This is a genomic window from Azospirillum baldaniorum (assembly GCF_003119195.2).
GTDB lineage: Bacteria > Pseudomonadota > Alphaproteobacteria > Azospirillales > Azospirillaceae > Azospirillum > Azospirillum baldaniorum.
On sequence record NZ_CP022253.1, the window covers coordinates 3,011,532 to 3,031,647 of the forward strand.

Annotated in this window: 23 protein-coding genes; 8 read left to right on the top strand and 15 right to left on the bottom strand. The window is 69.1% G+C overall.

Features of this window, described 5'->3' with window-relative positions; translation table 11 throughout:
* Positions 1-316 precede the first annotated feature (316 nt).
* Positions 317-907, top strand: coding sequence for an NUDIX domain-containing protein (locus Sp245p_RS14230; RefSeq protein ID WP_014239211.1), 591 nt, complete (start codon positions 317-319; stop codon positions 905-907).
* Positions 908-918: 11 nt separating this feature from the next.
* Entirely contained in the window at positions 919-1,539 is a 621-nt protein-coding gene (locus Sp245p_RS14235; RefSeq protein WP_014239210.1) for a 3'-5' exonuclease, read from the top strand.
* Positions 1,540-1,563: 24 nt separating this feature from the next.
* Here the strand turns inward: Sp245p_RS14235 and mtnA are convergent, their stop codons facing one another.
* The gene (gene mtnA, locus Sp245p_RS14240) at positions 1,564-2,664 is read right to left on the bottom strand and encodes an S-methyl-5-thioribose-1-phosphate isomerase (RefSeq protein ID WP_014239209.1); all 1,101 of its coding nucleotides are present in this window, start codon (positions 2,662-2,664) and stop codon (positions 1,564-1,566) included.
* Positions 2,665-2,848: 184 nt separating this feature from the next.
* Here mtnA and Sp245p_RS14245 point away from each other — a divergent pair, with 184 nt between their 5' ends.
* Positions 2,849-4,537, top strand: a complete 1,689-nt coding sequence (locus tag Sp245p_RS14245; RefSeq protein ID WP_014239208.1) for a sensor histidine kinase — start codon at positions 2,849-2,851, stop codon at positions 4,535-4,537.
* A 35-nt stretch (positions 4,538-4,572) separates the two neighbouring features.
* Here Sp245p_RS14245 and Sp245p_RS14250 read toward each other — a convergent pair whose 3' ends face one another.
* From Sp245p_RS14250 to Sp245p_RS35720, 6 genes are all read right to left on the bottom strand, one after another.
* Complete coding sequence (locus Sp245p_RS14250) at positions 4,573-5,142, bottom strand: 3'-5' exonuclease family protein (protein ID WP_014239207.1); 570 nt, start codon at positions 5,140-5,142, stop codon at positions 4,573-4,575.
* A gap of 30 nt (positions 5,143-5,172) precedes the next feature.
* The gene (locus tag Sp245p_RS14255; protein ID WP_041810871.1) at positions 5,173-6,990 is read right to left on the bottom strand and encodes a putative nucleotidyltransferase substrate binding domain-containing protein; all 1,818 of its coding nucleotides are present in this window, start codon (positions 6,988-6,990) and stop codon (positions 5,173-5,175) included.
* A gap of 117 nt (positions 6,991-7,107) precedes the next feature.
* Positions 7,108-8,826 (bottom strand): cation acetate symporter, encoded by a 1,719-nt coding sequence (locus tag Sp245p_RS14260; protein WP_014239205.1) that lies wholly within the window; start codon positions 8,824-8,826, stop codon positions 7,108-7,110.
* The gene (locus tag Sp245p_RS14265; protein WP_014239204.1) at positions 8,826-9,128 is read right to left on the bottom strand and encodes a DUF485 domain-containing protein; all 303 of its coding nucleotides are present in this window, start codon (positions 9,126-9,128) and stop codon (positions 8,826-8,828) included. Before Sp245p_RS14265 ends, Sp245p_RS14260 begins: the two co-directional genes overlap by 1 nt.
* A gap of 218 nt (positions 9,129-9,346) precedes the next feature.
* Positions 9,347-9,595, bottom strand: coding sequence for a DUF1178 family protein (locus Sp245p_RS35715; protein WP_246119763.1), 249 nt, complete (start codon positions 9,593-9,595; stop codon positions 9,347-9,349).
* On the bottom strand, positions 9,544-9,915 hold the full coding sequence (locus Sp245p_RS35720; RefSeq protein ID WP_342799411.1) for a DUF1178 family protein: 372 nt from the start codon (positions 9,913-9,915) through the stop codon (positions 9,544-9,546). The genes Sp245p_RS35715 and Sp245p_RS35720 overlap by 52 nt, the downstream gene beginning before the upstream one ends.
* Positions 9,916-10,004: 89 nt before the next feature.
* On the opposite strand from Sp245p_RS35720, the gene Sp245p_RS14275 reads away from it, so the two are divergent.
* A complete protein-coding gene (locus Sp245p_RS14275) occupies positions 10,005-10,625 on the top strand; it encodes a class I SAM-dependent methyltransferase (protein WP_014239201.1) in 621 nt (206 codons plus the stop codon).
* Positions 10,626-10,632: 7 nt separating this feature from the next.
* On the opposite strand, the gene Sp245p_RS14280 is transcribed toward Sp245p_RS14275, so the two are convergent.
* The 4 genes from Sp245p_RS14280 to Sp245p_RS14295 all read right to left on the bottom strand — a co-directional run bounded on the left by Sp245p_RS14280 (position 10,633) and on the right by Sp245p_RS14295 (position 12,844).
* The gene (locus tag Sp245p_RS14280) at positions 10,633-11,469 is read right to left on the bottom strand and encodes a carbon-nitrogen hydrolase family protein (RefSeq protein WP_014239200.1); all 837 of its coding nucleotides are present in this window, start codon (positions 11,467-11,469) and stop codon (positions 10,633-10,635) included.
* Positions 11,466-11,729 carry a glutaredoxin 3 gene (grxC, locus tag Sp245p_RS14285; protein ID WP_014239199.1) on the bottom strand — a complete coding sequence of 88 codons (264 nt, stop codon included), beginning with the start codon at positions 11,727-11,729 and terminating at the stop codon, positions 11,466-11,468. The genes Sp245p_RS14280 and grxC overlap by 4 nt, the downstream gene beginning before the upstream one ends.
* A gap of 89 nt (positions 11,730-11,818) precedes the next feature.
* Positions 11,819-12,562: a ComF family protein gene (locus Sp245p_RS14290; RefSeq protein ID WP_014239198.1), complete on the bottom strand. Its 744-nt coding sequence runs from the start codon at positions 12,560-12,562 to the stop codon at positions 11,819-11,821.
* Between the two features lie 15 nt (positions 12,563-12,577).
* Positions 12,578-12,844 (bottom strand): flagellar biosynthetic protein FliQ, encoded by a 267-nt coding sequence (locus tag Sp245p_RS14295; RefSeq protein ID WP_014239197.1) that lies wholly within the window; start codon positions 12,842-12,844, stop codon positions 12,578-12,580.
* Positions 12,845-12,937: 93 nt separating this feature from the next.
* On the opposite strand from Sp245p_RS14295, the gene Sp245p_RS14300 reads away from it, so the two are divergent.
* Positions 12,938-13,834, top strand: a complete 897-nt coding sequence (locus Sp245p_RS14300; RefSeq protein ID WP_014239196.1) for a methyltransferase domain-containing protein — start codon at positions 12,938-12,940, stop codon at positions 13,832-13,834.
* An 18-nt stretch (positions 13,835-13,852) separates the two neighbouring features.
* On the opposite strand, the gene Sp245p_RS14305 is transcribed toward Sp245p_RS14300, so the two are convergent.
* The 3 genes from Sp245p_RS14305 to Sp245p_RS34935 all read right to left on the bottom strand — a co-directional run bounded on the left by Sp245p_RS14305 (position 13,853) and on the right by Sp245p_RS34935 (position 15,559).
* Positions 13,853-14,620 (bottom strand): sulfite exporter TauE/SafE family protein, encoded by a 768-nt coding sequence (locus Sp245p_RS14305; RefSeq protein WP_014239195.1) that lies wholly within the window; start codon positions 14,618-14,620, stop codon positions 13,853-13,855.
* Positions 14,621-14,723: 103 nt separating this feature from the next.
* Positions 14,724-15,329, bottom strand: a complete 606-nt coding sequence (locus Sp245p_RS14310; RefSeq protein ID WP_014239194.1) for a general stress protein — start codon at positions 15,327-15,329, stop codon at positions 14,724-14,726.
* Between the two features lie 83 nt (positions 15,330-15,412).
* The gene (locus Sp245p_RS34935) at positions 15,413-15,559 is read right to left on the bottom strand and encodes a hypothetical protein (RefSeq protein ID WP_014239193.1); all 147 of its coding nucleotides are present in this window, start codon (positions 15,557-15,559) and stop codon (positions 15,413-15,415) included.
* Between the two features lie 104 nt (positions 15,560-15,663).
* Here Sp245p_RS34935 and Sp245p_RS14315 point away from each other — a divergent pair, with 104 nt between their 5' ends.
* From Sp245p_RS14315 to Sp245p_RS14325, 3 genes are all read left to right on the top strand, one after another.
* Positions 15,664-16,227, top strand: coding sequence for an ankyrin repeat domain-containing protein (locus tag Sp245p_RS14315; protein WP_014239192.1), 564 nt, complete (start codon positions 15,664-15,666; stop codon positions 16,225-16,227).
* A gap of 7 nt (positions 16,228-16,234) precedes the next feature.
* Entirely contained in the window at positions 16,235-17,242 is a 1,008-nt protein-coding gene (locus tag Sp245p_RS14320; RefSeq protein WP_014239191.1) for a cobalamin biosynthesis protein CobD/CbiB, read from the top strand.
* A 199-nt stretch (positions 17,243-17,441) separates the two neighbouring features.
* Positions 17,442-18,284 carry a hypothetical protein gene (locus Sp245p_RS14325; RefSeq protein WP_144019083.1) on the top strand — a complete coding sequence of 281 codons (843 nt, stop codon included), beginning with the start codon at positions 17,442-17,444 and terminating at the stop codon, positions 18,282-18,284.
* 73 nt (positions 18,285-18,357) lie between these two features.
* On the opposite strand, the gene Sp245p_RS14330 is transcribed toward Sp245p_RS14325, so the two are convergent.
* Positions 18,358-19,896, bottom strand: a complete 1,539-nt coding sequence (locus tag Sp245p_RS14330) for a DEAD/DEAH box helicase (RefSeq protein WP_244947711.1) — start codon at positions 19,894-19,896, stop codon at positions 18,358-18,360.
* Positions 19,897-20,116: the final 220 nt, after the last annotated feature.

The window sequence follows — 20,116 nt, forward strand, 5'->3', positions numbered from 1 at the left end:
CAAAATTGCTGCCCCACGAAGGACGGCCACCACCGGCATCAACGGATACCGCACAATATAGAGGTAGACCTCAACAGTCGGGGAGTCAAGTAACCAGCACGAACAGTTGGAGAGGACTTGCATGAACTGTCGCGAAAATTTTATCTAACTGTGAAATATTTCCGCAACACCCACGGCTTGCGGTCCCGAAGGCGACGCGCGGCACGGTCGCCAAAGCGCGCCGCGTTGCAGCATCGGGGCGCAATGCCTATAGTTCCGCACCAGCATCCCGCAGCCTGTCCCTACACCGCCCCCACACCGCTCAAGGAGCACCGGCGTGCCGCACAAGACCGGCAATCCCTGGACCGTCCTGACGACCAAGCCGATCTACGAGAATCCGTGGATGCGGGTGGTGGAGCACGACGTGCTCACCCCGCTCGGCAACCCCGGAATCTACGGCGTCATGCACGCCCAGAATCTGGCGACCGGGGTGGTTCCCATCGACGACCAGGGCCGCGTGACGCTGGTCGGCCAGTACCGCTTCCCCTTGGAGCAGTACAGTTGGGAAATCCCGGAAGGCGGCGGCAAGAAGGGCGTCGAACCGGTGGAGTCGGCCAAGCGGGAGCTGCTGGAGGAGACCGGCCAGACCGCCCGCCACTGGCTGCCGATCCTGACCATGCACCTGTCCAACAGCATCACCGACGAGACCGCCCATTGCTTTCTCGCCTGGGGGATCGAGCAGGGGCAGGCCGAACCGGAGGAGACCGAGGTTCTGCAACTGCGCCACGTCCCCTTCGCGGAGGCCTACGCCATGGTCAAGCGCGGCGAGATCACCGACGCCATCGCGGTGGCCTGCCTGCTGAGGGTCCGCCTGATGGCGCTCGACGGCGACCTGCCCGAGGACGTCACCCGCCTGATCCTGGGTTGAGGAAAGACGTCATGCAGGCCGTCGCCATCGACTTCGAAACCGCCAACGAATCGCGAACCAGCGCCTGCTCCATCGGCGTCGCCTGGATCGAGGACGGGCGCGTGGTGGAGACCGAGGAGCATCTGATCCGCCCGCGGGAGATGCGCTTCAACCCCTTCAACACCGCCGTCCACGGCCTGCGGGCGGAGGATGTCGCCGGCGCGCCGGAGTTCCCGGAGGTTTGGCACCGCTTCGCCCGCCGGCTGGATGGGCGGCTGGTGCTGGCCCACAACGCCTCCTTCGACATCAGCGTGCTGCGCCACACGCTGGACGATTACGGGCTGGAGTGGCCGGCCTGCCGCTACCTCTGCACGGTGGTGCTGGCGCGCCGGGCCTGGCCGCAGCTGGCCGCGCACAAGCTGAATACCTTGGCCGACCATCTGGGCATCGCGCTCGACCACCACCACGCCGGCAGCGACGCCGAGGCCTGCGGGCGCATCGCCCTCGCCGCCACCCGCGTTCTGGGTCTGGAGCGGCTGGCCGACATCGCCGCGGCCACCGGCATCACGTTCGGGCAGCTGGCGCCGGGCGGCTACAGCCCTTGCAAGGGCGGCAACCCGCCGCCGCGGCGCAAGCTGGTGCCGGTGGTTTAGAGGGAAGCGTGTGGGGCAAGTGCTTCACACGCCACTCCGCTCCGGAAACAGCCCCGCCAACCCTTCCGCGCTTGCCGGACACACGCCGCGCTCGGTCACCAGACCGGTCACCAGACGGGCCGGGGTCACGTCGAAACCGTAATTGACCGCCGGGCTGCCGGCCGGGGTGACGCGGATGGTCTCGATCCGCCCGTCGGCCGTGATGCCGGTCAGCTCGGTCACCTCGCGGGAGTCGCGCTCCTCGATGGGGATTTCCTTCACCCCGTCCGCCATTCCCCAGTCGATGGTCGGCGAGGGCAGCGCGACGTAGAAGGGCACGCCGTTGTCGTGGGCGGCCAGAGCCTTCAGGTAAGTGCCGATCTTGTTGCAGACGTCGCCGGTCGCCGTGGTGCGGTCGGTGCCGACGATGCACAAATCCACCATGCCGTGCTGCATCAGATGGCCGCCGGTGTTGTCCACCACCACCGTGTGGGGCACGCCGTGGCGGTTCAGTTCCCAGGCGGTCAGGCTGGCGCCCTGGTTGCGCGGACGCGTCTCGTCCACCCAGACATGCAAGCGGATGCCCTCCTCGAAGGCGACATAGACCGGGGCGAGCGCCGTGCCCCAATCGACGGTGGCGAGCCAGCCGGCGTTGCAGTGGGTCAGCACGTTCACCGGCTCGCCCGGGGCCTTGCGGCGGGCTGCCTCGCGGATCAGGGCGGCGCCGTGCTCGCCGATGGCGCGGTTGATGGCGACATCCTCGTCGCAGACCGCCGCGGCCTCGGCGTAGGCGGCCTCGGCGCGGGCGGCGGGCGGCAGCGGTGCCAGACGGGCGCGCATCCGCTCCAGCGCCCAGCGCAGGTTGACCGCGGTCGGGCGGGTGGCGAGCAGCCGCTCGCCGGCCTCCTCCAGCGCCGCGTCGGACGGGTGGGCCCGCATGGCCAGCGCCACGCCATAGGCGGCGGTCGCCCCGATCAGCGGCGCCCCGCGCACCAGCATGGCGCGGATGGCGTGGGCGGCCTCCTCCAGGTCGGTCAGCCGCGCGACGGCGAAATCATGCGGCATCCGTGTCTGGTCGATGATCTCCACAGACCAGCCGTCCTGCGCCAGCCAGATGGTGCGGTAGGCCGTGCCATCGATCTTCATACGCCATACTCCCCGCGCTCGATGCTGCTTCGGCCTTTCGGCCCGGCGCGACAATAGGGGGTGGCGCGGCGCGGTTCAACGGGCGTACCCAGGGAACAGGAGCCTGCAAAAAAGTGTTGGTCCGCCACGAAAGCCACGACCTTCGATGCCACGCCGACCCGTCCTCCCCCACCCCGCCGAAATCATGCCCCTGCGCGCCCTGCGATCCAAAGGTTCCCCTCTGCTCTACCGGATGCCGGGGTCGGCTCTGGTCCTGATGGTCTGCGCGGTGGCGCTGCTGCTGACGCTCGGGCTGTCGGCCAGCTTCGCGTTGCGCGACCGGGCGGCGGCCCTGCAGCACGCCCAGGACACCGCCGGCAACGCCAGCCTGCTGGTCGCGGAGCACGCGGCCCGGCTGGTGGAGACCAGCGACCTGATCCTGAAGCAGGCGGTCCAGCTCGCCGGGCCGGCGGGCGCTCCGCTGCCCAGCGACCGGGCGGGCTGGGAACGCTACGCGGCTCTGGTGCGGGGCACACCCTATCTGGTGTCGATCTGGCTGTTCGACGCCGAGGGGAACCCCGTCCTGAGCACCCGACGCTTTCCCACCCCGGCAATGAACGTCGCCGACCGCGACTACTTCGTAGCCCAGCGGACGGGCGGCAGCGAGGCGGGGGGAAATCTCTTCATCACCGCGCTGGACAACAGCCGCTACAGCCAGGAGCCGCTGATCCTCCTCTCGCGCCCGCTGGCCGCCGCACCGGGGCAATTCCGCGGCGTGGCCCTGGTCGCCGTCTCGCCGCGCTACATCCGCGACATCTACAAGAGCTTCGACTTCGACTACGCCCGCTCCATCACCCTGCGCCGGGCCGACGGCACGGTGCTGCTGCACGAGACCCAGGGGCCGGACGCCACCGACAGTGCGCCGGCGGAGGCCGCCGGGGAGCCGGAAATCTCCGCGCTGCGCCGGGTGGACAGCGTGCCGCTGACCGCCGAGGTGGCCATTCCGGTGAGCAGCGTCATGGAGCGCTGGCACGGGCAGCTCTGGACCTACATCTCCTACGCGCTGGCGGCGCTGGCCGCGGTGTCGGTGGTCGGCGGGATGGCCCTTCAGCGCGCCCGGCGGGAGCGGCAGGCGGAAAACGCGCTCCAGCACGCCTACGACACGCTGGAGGAGCGGGTCCACCAGCGCACGGCGGAACTGGAGCGGACCAATGCCCAGCTCGAAACGGCGGTGACCGACAAGGAGGTCCTGCTGAAAGAGGTCCAGCACCGGGTGAAGAACAACCTTCAGGTCATCTGCAGCCTGCTGCGCCTTCAGGCCGCCCGCATCGACGAGCCGGCCCGCCGCGCCTTCGACGAGAGCCTGCGCCGCATCCAGTGCATGAGCCTGATGCAGGAACTGCTCTACCGCTCCGACCAGCCGGCGCGCATCGACTTCGCCGATTACCTGCGCCAGCTCTGCGACGGGCTGGTCCGCTCGACCAACCCGACCGGGGCGCGGCTGACGGTGAACGCCCCCCAGCCCTGGAGCCTGGACGTCGATCAGGCAACCCCGCTCGCCCTGATCGCCAGCGAGCTGGTGTCCAACGCGCTGCTCCACGCCTTCCCCCTCGGCCATCCCGGCACGGTGAGCGTGGAGCTGCTGCCGGAGGGGAGCGAGGGCATGCGGATGGTGGTGCGCGACGACGGCACCGGCCTGCCGCCCGATCCGTCCGCCCCGCAAAGCCGCGCGACCGACAAGCGCCAGAGCGGGCTGGGGTTGGTTCTGGTGCGGGCGCTGGCCCAGCAGGCCGGGGCGGCGGTGACCATCGACCGCCAGCCGGACGGCGGGCCGGGCACCCGTTTCATCGTGTCGGTGCCCACCCTTTCGAAAGCCCAGACAAAGGCGGCTTGATAAGGGCCGCTTGATAAGGGTGGCGTGATGAAGCGTCAGGGCCGCGGCGGTTCCAGGCGCAGATAGACCATGGCGGAAGCGAGCGCGCTGGCGTAGGCGTCCTCCCCGGCGCGCGGCGGCAGGTCGAGGTCGCGCAGGATGCTGTCCAGCCGCAGATCGACCGCGTATTTTCCGGGCGTCTTGGCCTTGCGGCCGTAATAGAGGCTGGACACCTCGATGCGCTGGTTCGGCAGCGCCATGCCCACCATCGGCTGCACCAGCCGGTCGAGGAGCCCCACGGTGAAATCCAGGTAGTAACCGACCAGCGGCCGGTTGCCGATGAAGGCCAGCAGGCGGGACAGAGCGGGTTCCGCCGGTTCGGTCGGCCAGAAGGACAGGATCAGACGCTGGCTGGTCAGGACGCGCCCACCGCGGATGCGCAGGGCCGCGACGCTGCGCAGGTCCGCCGTGGCCGCGTCGAAGGAGGTGGCCTCGCAATGGATCGCCACCCGCTCCCCGGTCTCCTCCCCCGACAGCAGCAGGGCGCGGTCGGGATGTTCGGGCACGGACGGAACGGACGGCGCCCCCCCGTTGGCCACCACGCTGGCAATGGTCTCGGTCGGCATGCCGCCTCCTCTCCCCGCGCGTCCGGCGGGTCAATGGTTCAGGTGGAAGTGGTAGGCGAGCAGTTCCTTGAACTTCTTCACCAGCGCCAGACAGTCCTTGAACTGGTCGCGGTCGAGCTTGCCCAGGGTCTCCATGCGGACGAGGTTGTCGGTCTGGGTGCCGGACACGCTGCCGTCCAGCCCGGCCTTCAGCCGCAGCGTGGACAGGAAGGTGAAGGCGTCGGCCAGTTCGCCCGCCATGCCGCGGTCGAGAACGCCCTGGTCGGCGAGCGCCCAGATGCGCTCGGTCGTGTTGGTCTCCGCCATGTGCTTTTCCAGAGCCAGCGCGCGGACGCCGTGGACGATGGGGAAGATGCCGGCCTTCTTGATGTCCACCGCCTCGCCGCGGCGCCGCTCGAACAGGCCGCCGAACAGACCCGACGGCGTGTCGAAGGCGAGCGCCGGGCGGGCGAAGGCGGTGAAGAACATCTGGTTGTCCTGAAGCCGGCCGAGCAGATAGCCCTTCGCCTCGGCCAGCAGGGCGGCGTCCCCGGCCACCGCCGCCGCGTCGTAGAAGATGGCGAGGTTCATCTGCGCCGCCTCGTCGGGCCGGTGGATCCAGTGGAAGAGGGAATCCTTGTAGAGCGCCAGCGGGCGCGTCCAGTCCGGGTTGGACACCATGATGCGCCCCGGGCAGGGCGGGTAGCCGAATTCGACCAGATGACGGGTGAAGGCGTCGGTCACCTGCGGCAGCGACGGGCAGTCGTAGCCGTCGCGCAGGATCAGCCCGTTGTCCTGGTCGGTCTTCAGAAGCTGCTCGCCACGCCCCTCGCTGCCCATCACGATCAGGCAGGCGTTGGCCAGCAGGTCCGGCGGCGCCAGCAGCTCGAACAGGCGGCGGAAGATCTTGCGGTTCAGCTCGGTCACGAGGTCGGCGATGAAGGACACCTTGACGCCCGTGCCGTGCAGCGTGCGGATCAGCCCGACGATGTCCTGGCTGGCCCGGCCCAGATCCTCCGGCGTGGCGGCGCGGTCGACCTTGAGAGCGACGACCTGGGAATGGTTGGACAGGACGGCCAGCAGGTCGGTCTGCTCCAGCAGGCCGGCGACCGCGCCCTGCTCGGTGATGACCAGACGGCGCACCGAATGCTTGGTCATCAGGATCAGCGCGTTGAACAGCAGGTCGTCGCGGTCCAGCGCCAGCAGCTCGTAGCGGGCGAGCAGCCTCACCGGGCTGTCCACCGGCTGCCCTTCCAGCACCACAAGGTCGCGCAGGTCGGTGCCGGTCAGGATGCCGATGCGCCCCCCCTTTTTCGGATCGCCATCGCGGACCAGCACGCTGCTCGCCTGGTTCCGCTTCATCGCCGCCGCCGCGTCGCGCAGGGACGCCCCGGCCTCGACGAAGACCGGCGGGTGCAGATAGGCCTGCCGGATGCGCGCCATCGTCAGCGCAGCGGTTTCGCGGTTGGAGCGCTCGTTGGCCAGCGCGCTCAGCCGGTCGGCGAACGCCTGCTGGATCACCGCGCCGAAGGCGGCGTTCTCGTGCGCCAGTTCGAGTAGGATCGGGCGCGGCACCAGATCGCACAGCGTGTCCTCCGCCGCGACGAAGCTGCGCGCCTGCCCGTCGGAGAACAGCGCCTGAAGGTCGAAGCTGTCGTGGGCGCCGTGCACCGCCACCACCTCGCCGCCCCGGCGTTCGTGGACCAGCCCCTGCCGCACCACGAACAGGCAATCCGCCGGCTCGTCCCGGCTCAGGATCACCCCGTCCCGCGCGTAGACGCCGAGGTCGAGCGCGGCGGCGAGCCGCTGCCGCTGCTCCGGCGTCAGGCGGTCGAAGGGGGAGACGGAGAAATCGAAAGCGTCGGACAAAATCCGCTCCACGAACCGGCGGGTGAATAAAAAAGGCGCCCCAAGACCGTGGTCTTGAGGCGCCTTGAAGATTACACCAGCCCCTTCATCTGCGGAAGGCGGGTGCGACCATTCGCATTAGTGAGCGGAAGCCCCTTCGGCGCCCAGGCCGGTCTGCGACCGGATGTACTGGGCCTTGTAGGCCTCGCGCTCGTCCTGCGCCGCCTTGCTGTTGTCGGTGATCGAGAAGAACCAGATCGCCAGGAACGACAGCGGGATGGTGAAGACGCCCGGGTTGTCGTACGGGAAGAGGGCGGCCGGGTTGCCCAGCACCGACTTCCACACGGTCGGCCCCATGATCAGCAGGCTGACCGACGAGACCAGCCCGATCCAGCCGCCGAGAACGGCGCCGCGGGTGGTCATCCGGCTCCAGAACATCGACATCAGCAGAACCGGGAAGTTCGCCGAGGCCGCGATCACGAAGGCGAGGCCGACCATGAAGGCGACGTTCTGGTTCTCGAAGGCGATGCCGAGGAAGATGGAGACGATGCCGATGATCACGGTGGTGATCTTCGACACGCGGATCTCGTCATGCTCCGACGCGCGGCCCTTGGCGATCACCGAGGCGTAGAGGTCGTGCGACACGGCCGAGGCGCCGGCCAGCGTCAGACCCGCGACCACCGCGAGGATGGTGGCGAAGGCCACGGCCGAGATGAAGCCGAAGAACAGGTCGCCACCCACCGCGTGCGCGGTGTGGATGGCCGCCATGTTGGAGCCGCCGATGATCATCGACGGATTGGGCTTGCCGCCCGCCGCCGCCAGCTTGGCCGCGTCGAGGAACGGATAGGCGCCGGTGGCGTCCGGGGCCAGCAGCAGCACGATGGCGCCGAAGCCGATGATGAAGGTCAGGATGTAGAAGTAGCCGATGAAGCCGGTCGCGTAGAACACCGACTTGCGGGCCTCCTTGGCGTCCGACACCGTGAAGAAGCGCATCAGGATGTGCGGCAGGCCGGCGGTGCCGAACATCAGCGCCATGCCCAGCGAGATTGCCGAGACCGGGTCGGTGATGAGGGCGCCCGGCGCCATGATGCCGGTCGCCTTCGGGTGGACCTGCACGGCCGTGGAGAACATCGCCTCCGGGCTGAAGCCGAACTTGGCGAGCACCGCGAAGGCCATGAAGGAGGCACCCGACAGCAGCAGCACCGCCTTGATGATCTGCACCCAGGTGGTGGCGAGCATGCCGCCGAAGGTCACGTAGGCGATCATCAGGACGCCGACGATCACCACCGCCCACAGGTAGTCCATGCCGAACAGCAGCTGGATCAGCTTGCCGGCGCCGACCATCTGGGCGATCAGGTAGAAGGTCACCGTGGCGAGCGAGCCGCAGGCGGCCATGGTGCGCATCGGGGTCTGCTGGAAGCGGTAGGAGGCGACGTCGGCGAAGGTGTACTTGCCGAGGTTGCGCAGGCGCTCAGCGACCAGGAACAGGATGATCGGCCAGCCGACCAGCCAGCCCACCGAGAAGATCAGGCCGTCGAAGCCGGAGGTGTAGACGAGGCCGGCGATGCCGAGGAAGGAGGCCGCCGACATGTAGTCGCCGGCGATGGCGAGGCCGTTCTGGAAGCCGGTGATGCCGCCGCCCGCGGCGTAGAAGTCCTTCGCCGACTTCGTGCGGCGCGCCGCCCAGTAGGTGATGCCGAGCGTGGCCAGCACGAAGACCAGGAACATGACGATCGCCGAGAAATTCGTCGCCTGCTTCTGGACCGCGCCTTCGACCGCCGCCGCGTGCACCGACGCGGGGATGAGCGCGCCGGCCGCGACGGCCGCGACGCCCACACGATTGACCAGCGAACGCATCACTTCGACTCCTCCATGATCTGCCGGTTCAGCTCATCGAACTCTCCATTCGCCCGATGCACGTAGATGCCGGTCAGGATGAAGGCCGAGATGATGGTGAAAAGGCCGACGGGGATACCCCAGGTGGTCACGCCGCTGCCGATCGGGGTACCCAGGAACCCCTTGCCGAAGGCGACCAGCAGGATGAAGCCGAAGTAGATGACGAGCATGGCGATCGAAAGCGTCCACGCGAATGCGCTACGCTTCTGCACCAGCTCCTGAAACTTGGGATTCGCGAGAATCCTCTGAGCGTTTTCTTTCATAGTGCGTCCCCTCGCGAGTGCCGAGCGATTTTTGCAAGGTCATATTAGACACTCGGACCATATGGTCTTTGTAACGAACTATCCCGTCAACAACTTTGATGCAGGCCAACCGCTAAAAAGCGCCTTGACGCAGCCCGCGGCCGTTGTTCCGGGGGATCGTTCACTAACCCATGGCAGCGAAAGGGCAAGGGGTGCACGAAATATTGTGAAGCGTGGGCTTAAGAATTGGTGCGTGGAAGCCAAGGTATGCGACCAAAAGTCACACCTTCCTCCTTCAACTCCTCCGCTTCCTTGTCGGTGGCCTCGCCGTAGATTCCGCGCGGATCGGTTTCGCCATAATGGATGCGCCGGGCCTCCTCGGCGAAGCGATCACCGACGTAATCGCAGTTCGTTTCAACCGTACGGCGAACTTCCGTCAAGTGACGCATGACCTCCGCCGCGAAGCGCTCGCGCAGTTCCGCCGGCACGGGGGCGTTGCGGGCGCCGAAGGGGCCGCGGGCGCGGTTGCGCCGCCGCCTGCCTCTGCGGAGACCGCCTCCGGCGCGCCGCCGTCCCGGGGAGCCTCATCCCTGGAGCGGCCCCCCTTGGCGATGCGCGGGGCCATCGGGGCCTTGGTGATGTGCGTGTCGCCGCAGACCGGGCAGGCGATGGCCTTGGCGGCGGCCTGCGTCTCGTAGGCGTCGCCGTTGCGGAACCAGGCTTCGAACCGGTGGTCGGCCGTGCATTTCAGAACGAAGAGGATCATGTCCCCGTCGGATGCTCCAGGATGAGAAGACCGGATGGTCATGATATACGGTCGGTGACCGGTTGCCAGTTCAGCACGACGCCGGCGTCGCGGTCAAACACACGTCATGAAAGAGCGGAAGGATCCGTCCCTTGTCGACACCGCCGTCCACCCCGTCGTCGGCCGCCGGATCGCCGCACGCCGCGATCAGCCCACCCTCTCCCTGGGTCGCGCGCTTCGCGCCGCTGGTGCCCACGGGCGGCACGGTCCTCGACCTCGCCTGCGGGTCGGGGCGGCACCTGCGGCTGTTCCACACCCGCAACCACCCGGTGGTCGGGCTGGACCGCGACCTGCGCGGGGTGGCCGACCTGTCCGGGACGGCGGGGGTGGAGCTGGTGGAGGCCGATCTGGAGAGCGGAGGGCCGGTGCCGCTGCTGCGCGACCGCCGCTTCGCCGCGATCGTGGTGACCAACTACCTGCACCGCCCGCTGTTCCCCGTCCTCCTCGACGCGCTGGAACCCGGCGGCCTTCTCCTTTATGAGACCTTCGCCCTGGGCAACGCCCGCTTCGGCCGCCCCGCCTCCCCCGCCTTCCTGCTGCGCAGCGGCGAGCTTCTGGAGGTGGCGCGCGGGCGTCTCCAGGTCGTCGCCTACGAGCATGGCGAGGTCGCCTCGCCCAAGGCGGCGGTGGTGCAGCGGCTGTGCGCGGTCAAGGACCTGGAGGCCGGACACGGCCTGGATGGCGACCCGGAACCCCGGCCCCTGCCCGCCTGACGGCCGCTCAGAAGCCGACCCGGTCGAGCGTGAAGGTCCGGTCGTGGGTGAGGGCCGGCACCATGCGGCGGGCCTCCTCGACGCGGGCCATGTCCAGCTCGGCCAGGACGAAGCCCACCGCCTCCTCGGCGTCGGCCAGCACCTCGCCCCAGGGGGCGACGATCAGGGAATGGCCATAGGTCAGCCGCCCCTGGTCGTGGCTGCCGGTCTGGGCGGGGGCCAGCACGAAGCAGCCCGTCTCGATGGCGCGGGCGCGCAGCAGCGTGTGCCAGTGCGCCCGCCCGGTCGGCACGGTGAAGGCCGCCGGCACCGTCAGGATCGACGCCCCCGCCTGGGCCAGCGCCCGGTAGAGATAGGCGAAGCGCAGGTCGTAGCAGACGGTCATGCCGACCCCGCCCCAGGGCGTGGCCGCCAGGACCGCACGATCGCCGGGCCGGAAGGTCGCGGATTCGCGGTAGCTTTCCCCGCCCTTCAGGTCCACGTCGAACATGTGGAGCTTGTCGTAATGGGCGACGGCCCGCCCCTCGGCGTCGAACAGATAGCTGCGGTTGGCCACCCGCCCGTCGTCGAGCAGGACGCCCAGCGTCCCGGCGAGCAGCCAGGCCCCGGTCTCCCGCGCCAGATCGGCGAAGAAGGGGATCGCCGGGTGCTCCTCGGCCGTCCTCACCCGCTCCAGCACCTTGGCGCGGCCCTGGACGATCATGCTGACATTCTCGGGCAGGGCGATGAAGTCCGCCCCGGCGTCGCGCGCCCGGCGGACCAGATCGCCCGCCGCCTGAAGGTTCGGAAGAATCTCCGTGCCCGCGTTGACCTGGACGCAGGCGGCCTTCAGGACGCCGCTCATCCCCCGATCCCCAGGATCGGGTCGAGCTTGCCGGCGCGGTCCAGCGCGTGGATGTCGTCGGAGCCGCCGTAGGGCTTGCCGTCGATGAAGACCTGCGGGACGGTCATGCGCCCCTCGGCGCGCTGCACCATCTCCTCGCGGCGGCCCGGCTGCATGTAGAGGTCGATCTCCTCATACGCCACCCCCTTGCTGTCGAGCAGACGCTTGGCGCGCGAGCAATAGGGGCAGAAGGGCGTGGTGTAGATGACGACGTCGGCCATGCGGAGGGCTCCTTGGCTGTTTTGAACGGTTATAAGATCAACCGCCGCACGGCGTCACCCGTTACGTTTTCATGGCTCACACCCGCGGCTCACGTCTTGACGACGCGCGCCAGGGTCAGCGCGTCCACCCGCTCCGCCCCGGCGCGCAGCAGAACCCGCGCGCATTCCGACAGGGTCGCCCCGGTGGTCAGCACGTCGTCGACCAGGACGATCCGCTGTCCCGCCACCCGCGGCTCCAGCCCCGGCCGGACCGCGAAGGCGCCCTTGACGTTCCGCCGCCGCCCCGAGCGGTCGAGCCCGCCCTGCGACGGTGTGGACCGGCGGCGGACCAGCAGGTCGGGAATCACCGGGCGCCCGGCCTGCCGGCCCGCCGCCTGGGCGAGCAGGGCCGCCTGGTTGTAGCGGCGCCGGAACAGCCGAAGGCGGTGCAGCGGCACCGGGGCCAGCAGGTCGGCGTCGGCCAGCAGCTCCGCTCCGGCGCGGGCCATCCAGGCGCCATAGGCCCCGGCGGCGTGGATGCGGTCGCCGTGCTTGAAGCCGAGGACCAGCGGACGGCTGCCGTCGTCGTAGGCCAGAACGGCGCGGGCGCGGGCGAAGAGGGGCGGCTCGGCGATGCAGGCGCCGCACAGCGGCTCCCCCTCCAGCGTGAAGTCGAAGGGCGTGCCGCATCCGGCGCAGAGTGGAGGTGCGATGAAGGTCAGGCCGCTCCAGCACGGGGCGCACAGCCCGCCCTGCCGGTCCACCGCGCCGCCGCAGCACAGGCAACGCGGCGGCAGCAGCGTGTCGAGAATTCCCCCAAGAACCCTGGTCGCCAGCCGCTGCGGAAGGGCCATGGCGGCGCGCCCCCCTCAGTTCAGGCCGGCGATGCGGTCGAAGATCACGAAGGTGTAGTCGCGCAACGCGATGTAGATCGCCGGCCCGGTGATGAACAGAAGCGCCAGCGTGGCGAAGATCTTCAGGTCCTGCTGCAGCGTCGTTTCGTTGATGTTGGTCGCCTGCTGGAAAATGGTCATCAGCATGCCGAGCACCGTGGTGACGACGAGGACCGGGGTGGTGATCTTGATGATGACGATCAGCGCCTCATAGGTGGCGCCGATGGCTTCCTCGATGCCCATGGCCAAGCTCCCGCGAGTTCAGGGCCGACCATAGCACACTGCCGCCCTTTCGCCGATGGTTGTAGCCCGCCGGGGCTGGGCTATATTGCGGGCATGACCACGCCCGACAGCATGACCGTCTTCGACCGCGCGCTCGTCCGCCGCCGCCGCGACCGCGCCGTCCCCACCTTCGCCGAGCACGCCTTCCTGTTCGAGGAGGTCGCCGAACGCCTCGTCGACCGGCTGGAGGACGTGGCCCGGCCCTTTCCCACCGCGCTCGACCTCGGCGCCCATGACGGGGTGATGGGGCGGACGCTGCGCGGGCGCAAGGGCGTCGAGACGCTGGTCGCCTGCGACCTCTCCCCCGGCTTCGCCCGGAGGGCCGGTCCGCTGGCCGTTGCCGCCGACGAGGAACTCCTGCCCTTCGTGCCGGAGACCTTCGACCTCGTGGTCAGCAACCTCAGCCTCCACTGGGTCAACGACCTGCCCGGCGCGCTGGTCCAGGTGCGGCAGGCGCTGAAGCCCGACGGCTTCTTCTGCGCGGCCATGCTGGGCGGGGAAACGCTGCTGGAGCTGCGCCGCTGCCTGTACGAGGCGGAGATGGAGGTGGCCGGCGGCGTGTCGCCCCGCGTGTCGCCCTTCGCCGAGATCCGCGACGTCGGCGGGCTGATGCAGCGCGCCGGCTTCGCCCTGCCGGTGGTGGACAGCGACGTCATCACCGTCACCTACAGCGACGCCTTCCGCCTGATGCGCGACCTGCGCGGCATGGGCGAGACCAACGCCGTCCTCGCCCGCCGCAAGGTGCCGGCCACCCGCGCCCTGCTGTTCGACGCCGCCCGCCGCTACGCAGAGCGTTACGCCGAGCCGGACGGGCGCATCGAGGCGACCTTCCAGATCCTCTATCTGGCCGGCTGGTCGCCGCACGAGAGCCAGCAGCAGCCGCTCAAGCCCGGTTGCGGCGAGGTCCCATTGGGCGAGGCGCTGAAGGGATCGGCGGAAAAGCTCCAATAAACCAGAGCGGGACGGCGTTCACCCGATCATCCGGATCGCCATCCAGCCCAGCACCCCGGCGTTCACCACCATGATGACCGGCGCCGCCCGTGCGACTGCGGAGCGCCAGGTGCGCCCCGCCAGATGCCCGGCGAGGCCGACCGCCAGCAGGCTCGGCAGCGTGCCCAGCGCGAAGGCCGCCATGCCCAGCGCCCCGGTCAGCGCGCTGCCGCTGGCCGCGGCCACCGCCACGGCCCCATAGAGAAGACCGCAGGGGATGAAGCCGAGCGCCAGCCCCAGCCCGTAGCCGCGCCAGCCCGTGGGGTTGCCGAACAGGGGGCGGGCCAGCCGGGACACCCGGTCGCCCCACCAGCGCTGCACCGCGCCGTCGAGCTTGGGCACCCAGGCGGTCAGCCCCTTCACCGCATAGCCGAGGAAGAACAGCGCCGCGAAGGCCAGCAGCGCCACCGACAGCCATTTCAGCCCGGGCAGCGCCCCGACATGGCCGGCGACCGCCGCCGCCGCCGCGCCGATCAGGGTGTAGGTGGTGCCGCGCCCCAGATGGTAGGGCAGCACCGCCGCCCCGGCCAGCCGGTGGAACTCGCTCATCCGCGAGGCCGGAACCTGCTCCAGCCGGGCGGTGACCTGGGCCAGGACGAAGGGGCCGCACATGCCCGCGCAATGGGTCGATCCCCCGACCAGCCCCGCGGTCAGCAGCGCGACCAGCAGCCCGCCGTCGCGGTCGATGACGACGGCGCACTGGTTGAGGCCGGCGTCGAGAAGCGTCAGGGCCGAATGGGCGTCCAAGGCGGACCTCCGGTTGGAAGACCGCCCGTGTATAGGGGAAGCCCGCCGCGAAGGCCATGACCTGGGTCAACGGGCGCCAGCCCGCGCCGGCTCAGCCTTCGGGTCAGGTCTCGGAGCCGGACTGCGCCACCTCATGCACCTCCACCGGCTGGGCGGCGTGACGGTTCATGATCTCCAGCGCCTGCTGCTCGCGCCCGGCGTCGGCCAGATTCACCCAGAGCAGGATGCCGCCCTTGTCGAGGTGCTGGAGCATCGGCTCGTTGCGCTTGTCGGTCAGCCAGTTCGACATGACCGAGCCCATGGCGCCGCCGCCCACCCCCGCCGCCGCTGCTGCGGCCGCCGCGGCCAGGGCCGTGCCGCCGGTCGCCAGGACGGCGCCGGTCGCCAGGATCGCCCCGACATAGGCGGGGAACCCGACCGCCACGCCCTTCACGCTGCCGACATCCTCCGGCGAGACGTAGGACTGGCGCGGCGCGTCGGGGTCGTGGGCGATGTCCTCCGCCCGCTCCGGCACATGGCCGAGATGGTCGCGGATGGTCTGGTCGTTGGCGAGCACGCTCAGTTCATGGCGCTGGAACCCGGCCAGGGTCAGCTCGTCGACGGCCTTCTGCAGGGCGTCGCGGCTGGCGAAGATGCCCACGGCCTCGCGTACGGCGCCGCGCAGATGGCCGGCGGAGCGGTTCGCGTTCACATCGTTCTCGAAGGTCATGGCGATCTTCCCCTGTTGCGCTTCCCGGTTGAGCTTCAACCATGGGCGCGGAGCGGAGGTTCCCGCCGGAACACCAGGCGGCGTCAGGGCTTTGCCGCGGCGGCGGGCGGAGTCACCACGCCGCGCGGCTCCGGCATGGTGCCGAGGAACCACCACAGGCCCAGCGCGATCAGCGCGGCCTTCACCGCCAGGAACAGGGCGATGTGGCGGGCGAGCGGGTTGCGGACCATGGGCGGCTCCATTGCAGCGGGTCGCCGTCGCCAAACCGGGCCAAACTGGATAGTATCCCCGGCCGAAAGACGGATCACACACGGATCGCACAAAAGGACGCGCCATGAAACGGTTGCTGATGCTCAGCCTGCTGGCCCTCGGCCTGACCGCCCCTGTCGCCGCGCCGGCCCTGGCCCAGATCAACCTCCTGGAAGGCCCCTCCATGGTCAAGGCGGTGACGTCCAACGACGCCAGCGCGCTGCGGCTGCTGCTGCTGAAGGGGGAGAACCCGAATCAGGTCGACGCCAGCGGGCGGCCCGTCCTGCTGCTGGCGATCGGCAACGGCCATCCGGAACTGGTGCGGCTTCTGCTGGACGGCGGGGCCAACCCCAACCGCGCCGACAAGTCCGGCAACACCCCGCTGCACTACGCGGTGGAGGCCGACGCGCCGGAGGCGGTGGACCTTCTGCTGACCAAGGGCGCCAAGGTCGACCAGGACAACCGCCAGGGCATAACCCCGCTGATGACCGCGGCGCGCTTCGGCCGCGTCGATCTGGTGGAGCGGCTGCTGAAGGCCGGGGCACAAGCCGACCGCACCGATTTCACGGGCCGCACGACGCTGAGCTGGGCGCAGGACAGCCGCAACGCCCGGGTGGCGAACTTGTTGCGCCAAGCCGGCGCGCGCTGAGGCCGCGATGGGCGACGCCCTGCTCACCTCCGTCCTCGGCGCCGCCCCCCTGAACGGTCCGGGGCCGCTGTTCCTGCTGCTGCTGGCCCTGGCCATCGACGCCGCCGCCGGCGACTGGATCGGGCGCGTCCTGCCCGATCCGGCGGCGCTGTCGCAGCGCGTCTGCGCCTGGGCCGACCGGCGGCTGAACCGGGTCGAGCGCGGCAAGACCGCCCGCCTGCTGCGCGGCGCTCTCGTCGTGCTGGCCCTCGTGCTGGCCGCCGTCGCCGTCGGCCTGATCGTCGAGCGGGTCGGCGCGCAGAGCCGCGGCTGGCTGCTGGAACTGGCGGTGATCCTCGCCACCCTGCGCGGACGGAGCGCCTGGGCGCGGGTGCGCGCGGTGCGCCGCGCCCTGGACAAGGGTGGCGCCGCTCCGGCGCGGGAGGCCGTCGCCCCCCTCACCCGCCGCCACGCCTTCAGCCTGGACGAGCACGGCATCGCCCGCGCCGCCATCGAGGCCGCCGCCAAGGGCTTCGCCCGCAAGCTGGTGGCCCCGGTCTTCGGCTACGCCCTGCTGGGCGTGCCCGGCCTGCTGGTCTGGGCGGTGGTGGACGGCGCCGACACCGCGCTGGGCCACGCCGGCGTGCGGCACGAGCGGTTCGGCCAGACCGCGGCGCGGCTGGACGACGCGCTGAACGCCATCCCGGCGCGGCTGGCGGCGGTTCTCCTGGCGCTGGCCGCGCCCTTCGCCGGAGCGAAGACCGGCGGCGCCTTCCGCACGATGATGCGGGACGGCGGCAAGGCGGCCTCCCTCAACATGGGCTGGCCGACCGCCGCCATGGCCGGCGCGCTGGGTCTGGCGCTGGGCGGGCCGCACCGCGACGGCGGCGTGGTCATCACCGAACCGTGGATCGGCGAGGGCCGCGCCCGCGCCACCGCCGCCGACATCGGGCGGGCGCTGGCGGTCTACGCCGTGGCCGGGTTGATCCTGACGTTGCTCGTGGCGCTGCTGCTGTGGGCGGTGGCCGGCCCCTGAGGACGCCTGTCGACGGATTGAACGTCTCGGCGCCTCTGCACACAATCGCATGAAGAGAAAAAGCGAACAAACACTCTCTTGATTGAAAACTGGTCCCGCGCAAAAATCGCTTCCGGCGCATACGTCTGAAGACTTCCGTATCCTTCAGCAGCAGGCATGTGCGGCTTCTCTGTCCTTCAACGGCATCAGGGAGCGGGTCATGACGATAGCGGATACCCAGGGCACCGGCACCGCCGTTCCTCCGCCCACCGGACCGGTAACGCCTCGCTCACAGGAACCAGAAAGATCCTTTTGGTCCCGGTGGAGCGCCCTTTTCTGGGTCGCAATCCTATTTTTTGTCTTTCTCTTCGGACCTTTGCTGTTCTTCACGCCGATGACGTCGCCCGTTGATGGATCGCCGAACCGGAACCGGGACCTGAACTTTTACGACAGCCACATCTACCGGGCCAACCCAATCCTCCAATGGACGGTGGAGTTCTTCGTGGACCGTCATGAATGGACTTGCGATTCGGTAAACGATATCCAATCCCGAATGGAAAAAGAAAGTTATAGCAAGGAAAACTTCAACCCAAAACTCATTCATGTCGTACAGTGCCATCTCAATATCTGGGATTATTACATGTCAAGATCCCAGAAATTGTCATACACTCTGTCCGTCATGTCACTGATCGTAACCACACTTGTCGCAAGCGGATCAAAGCTCTTTCCGAAATCAGAGCGCTTTAATGGAACTCTGGCATGGCTTTCCGCCGTCATTGCTGGATTGATCACATTGAACCAGCCATCTGAAGCCTATACACGCTTCCACGATGCCTGGGTACTGGTCAACACGCGCCTCAACGAGTACAAACTTGCAGAAACCGAACACAAAAAATATGAGAAGGAACTTCTCCGATCCTATTTTATAGCCGAAACGATCATAAACAAGGGCAGCACTGTTTCTGAAGAATTGCGCAAGGCCGCCGAGGCATTGAAGGACACAGCACCAACAACGCCTCTAACGGGAAAGCAAGACAACCAAGTGCAGGAAGCCCAAAAATAGCGCATCGCCCAGTTAAGAAAAAAGGCGCGATCCCGAAGGACCGCGCCTTTTTCATGTCAGCGGCGATCCGCTGTTACCACTTGGACGCCCGGTGCGCCGGCTTGCCGCCCTGGGAGTCGCGGCGGGCGTGACCGCCATGCTCGTTGCGGGCATGGTCGCTGCGGCCATGCTCGTTGCGGTTCATCGGACGGCCCTGCGGACGGCCACCCGGGGCGCCGTTCGGCTTGCCGCCCTCGGCACCGCCGTTGGCGTTGCGCACCCACGGCTTCTTGTTGTAGCCGCCGCCGTTGCCGCCACCCGGACGGCCACCCGGACGGCCCGTGGGACGGCCGCCGCCGCCGGTCTGGAACGGACGCTGCGGCTCCAGGCCCGGAACGACGTGGATGTCGAGGCGGGTGCCGGTGTAGCGCTCGATGCGGAACAGGGCGTCGCGGTCGGCGCGGGCGGCGAAGGAGATCGCCACGCCCGAGGCGCCCGCACGGCCCGTGCGGCCGATGCGGTGGACATAGTCCTCCGCCGAGCGCGGCAGGTCGAAGTTGATGACGTGGGTGATGTCACGCACGTCGATGCCGCGCGCCGCCACATCGGTCGCCACCAGCAGGCGGACCTGGCCGGTGCGCAGGCGCTGGAGCGTGCGGTTGCGCTTGAACTGGTCCATGTCGCCGTGCAGGGCGGCGGCGGCGTGGCCGGCGTCGCTCAGCTCCTCGGCCAGCGCATCGGCGTCGCGCTTGGTGGCGGCGAAGATGATCGCCTTGCCGACCTCGGGCAGGTCCGCAAAGTGCTTCAGCAGGCGGCGCTTATGGTCCATGTCGTCGGCATGGTGCAGGCGCTGCTCGACGTTCACCGAGGTGGTGGCGCTTTCCACGGCGACGCGCACCGGGTTGCGCAGCAGGTTGCCGGCGAGCTGGGCCATGCGGCGGTCCAGCGTGGCGGTGAACAGCAGCGTCTGGCGGCTGTCCGGGCAGCACTTGGCGATGGTTTCCACATCGTCCAGGAAGCCCATGTCGAGCATGCGGTCCGCCTCGTCCAGGATCAGCACCTCGACGGCGCTGAGGTCGATGCGGTTGCGCGACACGTGGTCGAGCAGACGGCCCGGCGTGGCCACCATCACGTCCACCGCGCGCGACAGCAGGCGCAGCTGGTCGCGATAGGGCATGCCGCCGACCACGTCCACGATGTTGTACTTCATGAACTTGGCGTACTTGCGGGCGGCGTCGGTGACCTGCTTGGCCAGCTCGCGGGTCGGGGCCAGCACCAGCACGCGCGGGGCGGCCACGCCGAGGCGCGGCAGCTCGACGGTGCGGGTCAGCGCCGGCAGCATGAAGGCGGCGGTCTTGCCGGTGCCCGTCTCGGCGGTCGCCAGGATGTCGCGGCCTTCCAGGGCCGGCGGGATCGCCTCGGCCTGGACCGGGGTCGGGGTGTTGTATTCGAACGCCTCAAGCGCCTTCACGACGAGCGGGTGGACGCCCAGCCCGGCGAAAGCGTTGGCGGTGACGGTTTCAGTGGTGTCGGTCACGGTTTCGTCGGCGACGGCGGTCTCGGTGACAGAGGCCTCGGTGGCAACGGTCTCGACAACGAGGGCGTCGGCGGCGGTCATTTCGATGGACGACAAGTAGGGTAACCTTTCCTCAGGACCAAGACGGCGCACGGCCGCCGCACCAGGATGGTGAGCGGTGGAACGCCGGCGTTTTCGCCGGGAGGAGGTCGGAAGAGGGAGAGGCGTCTGTCCGAAGCAACGGGCGACCGGGTCCCAAGGAAGGCCGTCCCGCAATATCAAAGCGCGTCTCGCTCAAGAGACGCGCGAGCCTCCAGCGATCAAGACGCCTTACATA

Bases quoted from the DNA above. Each gene is read 5' to 3' on its own strand.
- Sp245p_RS14300 (WP_014239196.1), top strand. From the start codon at position 12,938: ATGACCACGCCCGACAGCATGACCGTCTTCGACCGCGCGCTCGTCCGC.
- Sp245p_RS34935 (WP_014239193.1), bottom strand. From the start codon at position 15,559: ATGGTCCGCAACCCGCTCGCCCGCCACATCGCCCTGTTCCTGGCGGTG.
- Sp245p_RS14310 (WP_014239194.1), bottom strand. From the start codon at position 15,329: ATGACCTTCGAGAACGATGTGAACGCGAACCGCTCCGCCGGCCATCTG.
- Sp245p_RS14250 (WP_014239207.1), bottom strand. From the start codon at position 5,142: ATGCCGACCGAGACCATTGCCAGCGTGGTGGCCAACGGGGGGGCGCCG.
- Sp245p_RS14245 (WP_014239208.1), top strand. From the start codon at position 2,849: ATGCCCCTGCGCGCCCTGCGATCCAAAGGTTCCCCTCTGCTCTACCGG.
- Sp245p_RS14260 (WP_014239205.1), bottom strand. From the start codon at position 8,826: ATGCGTTCGCTGGTCAATCGTGTGGGCGTCGCGGCCGTCGCGGCCGGC.
- Sp245p_RS14265 (WP_014239204.1), bottom strand. From the start codon at position 9,128: ATGAAAGAAAACGCTCAGAGGATTCTCGCGAATCCCAAGTTTCAGGAG.
- Sp245p_RS35720 (WP_342799411.1), bottom strand. From the start codon at position 9,915: ATGACCATCCGGTCTTCTCATCCTGGAGCATCCGACGGGGACATGATC.
- Sp245p_RS14290 (WP_014239198.1), bottom strand. From the start codon at position 12,562: ATGGCCCTTCCGCAGCGGCTGGCGACCAGGGTTCTTGGGGGAATTCTC.
- Sp245p_RS14280 (WP_014239200.1), bottom strand. From the start codon at position 11,469: ATGAGCGGCGTCCTGAAGGCCGCCTGCGTCCAGGTCAACGCGGGCACG.
- Sp245p_RS14320 (WP_014239191.1), top strand. From the start codon at position 16,235: ATGGGCGACGCCCTGCTCACCTCCGTCCTCGGCGCCGCCCCCCTGAAC.
- mtnA (WP_014239209.1), bottom strand. From the start codon at position 2,664: ATGAAGATCGATGGCACGGCCTACCGCACCATCTGGCTGGCGCAGGAC.
- Sp245p_RS14295 (WP_014239197.1), bottom strand. From the start codon at position 12,844: ATGGGCATCGAGGAAGCCATCGGCGCCACCTATGAGGCGCTGATCGTC.
- grxC (WP_014239199.1), bottom strand. From the start codon at position 11,729: ATGGCCGACGTCGTCATCTACACCACGCCCTTCTGCCCCTATTGCTCG.
- Sp245p_RS14315 (WP_014239192.1), top strand. From the start codon at position 15,664: ATGAAACGGTTGCTGATGCTCAGCCTGCTGGCCCTCGGCCTGACCGCC.
- Sp245p_RS14325 (WP_144019083.1), top strand. From the start codon at position 17,442: ATGACGATAGCGGATACCCAGGGCACCGGCACCGCCGTTCCTCCGCCC.
- Sp245p_RS14235 (WP_014239210.1), top strand. From the start codon at position 919: ATGCAGGCCGTCGCCATCGACTTCGAAACCGCCAACGAATCGCGAACC.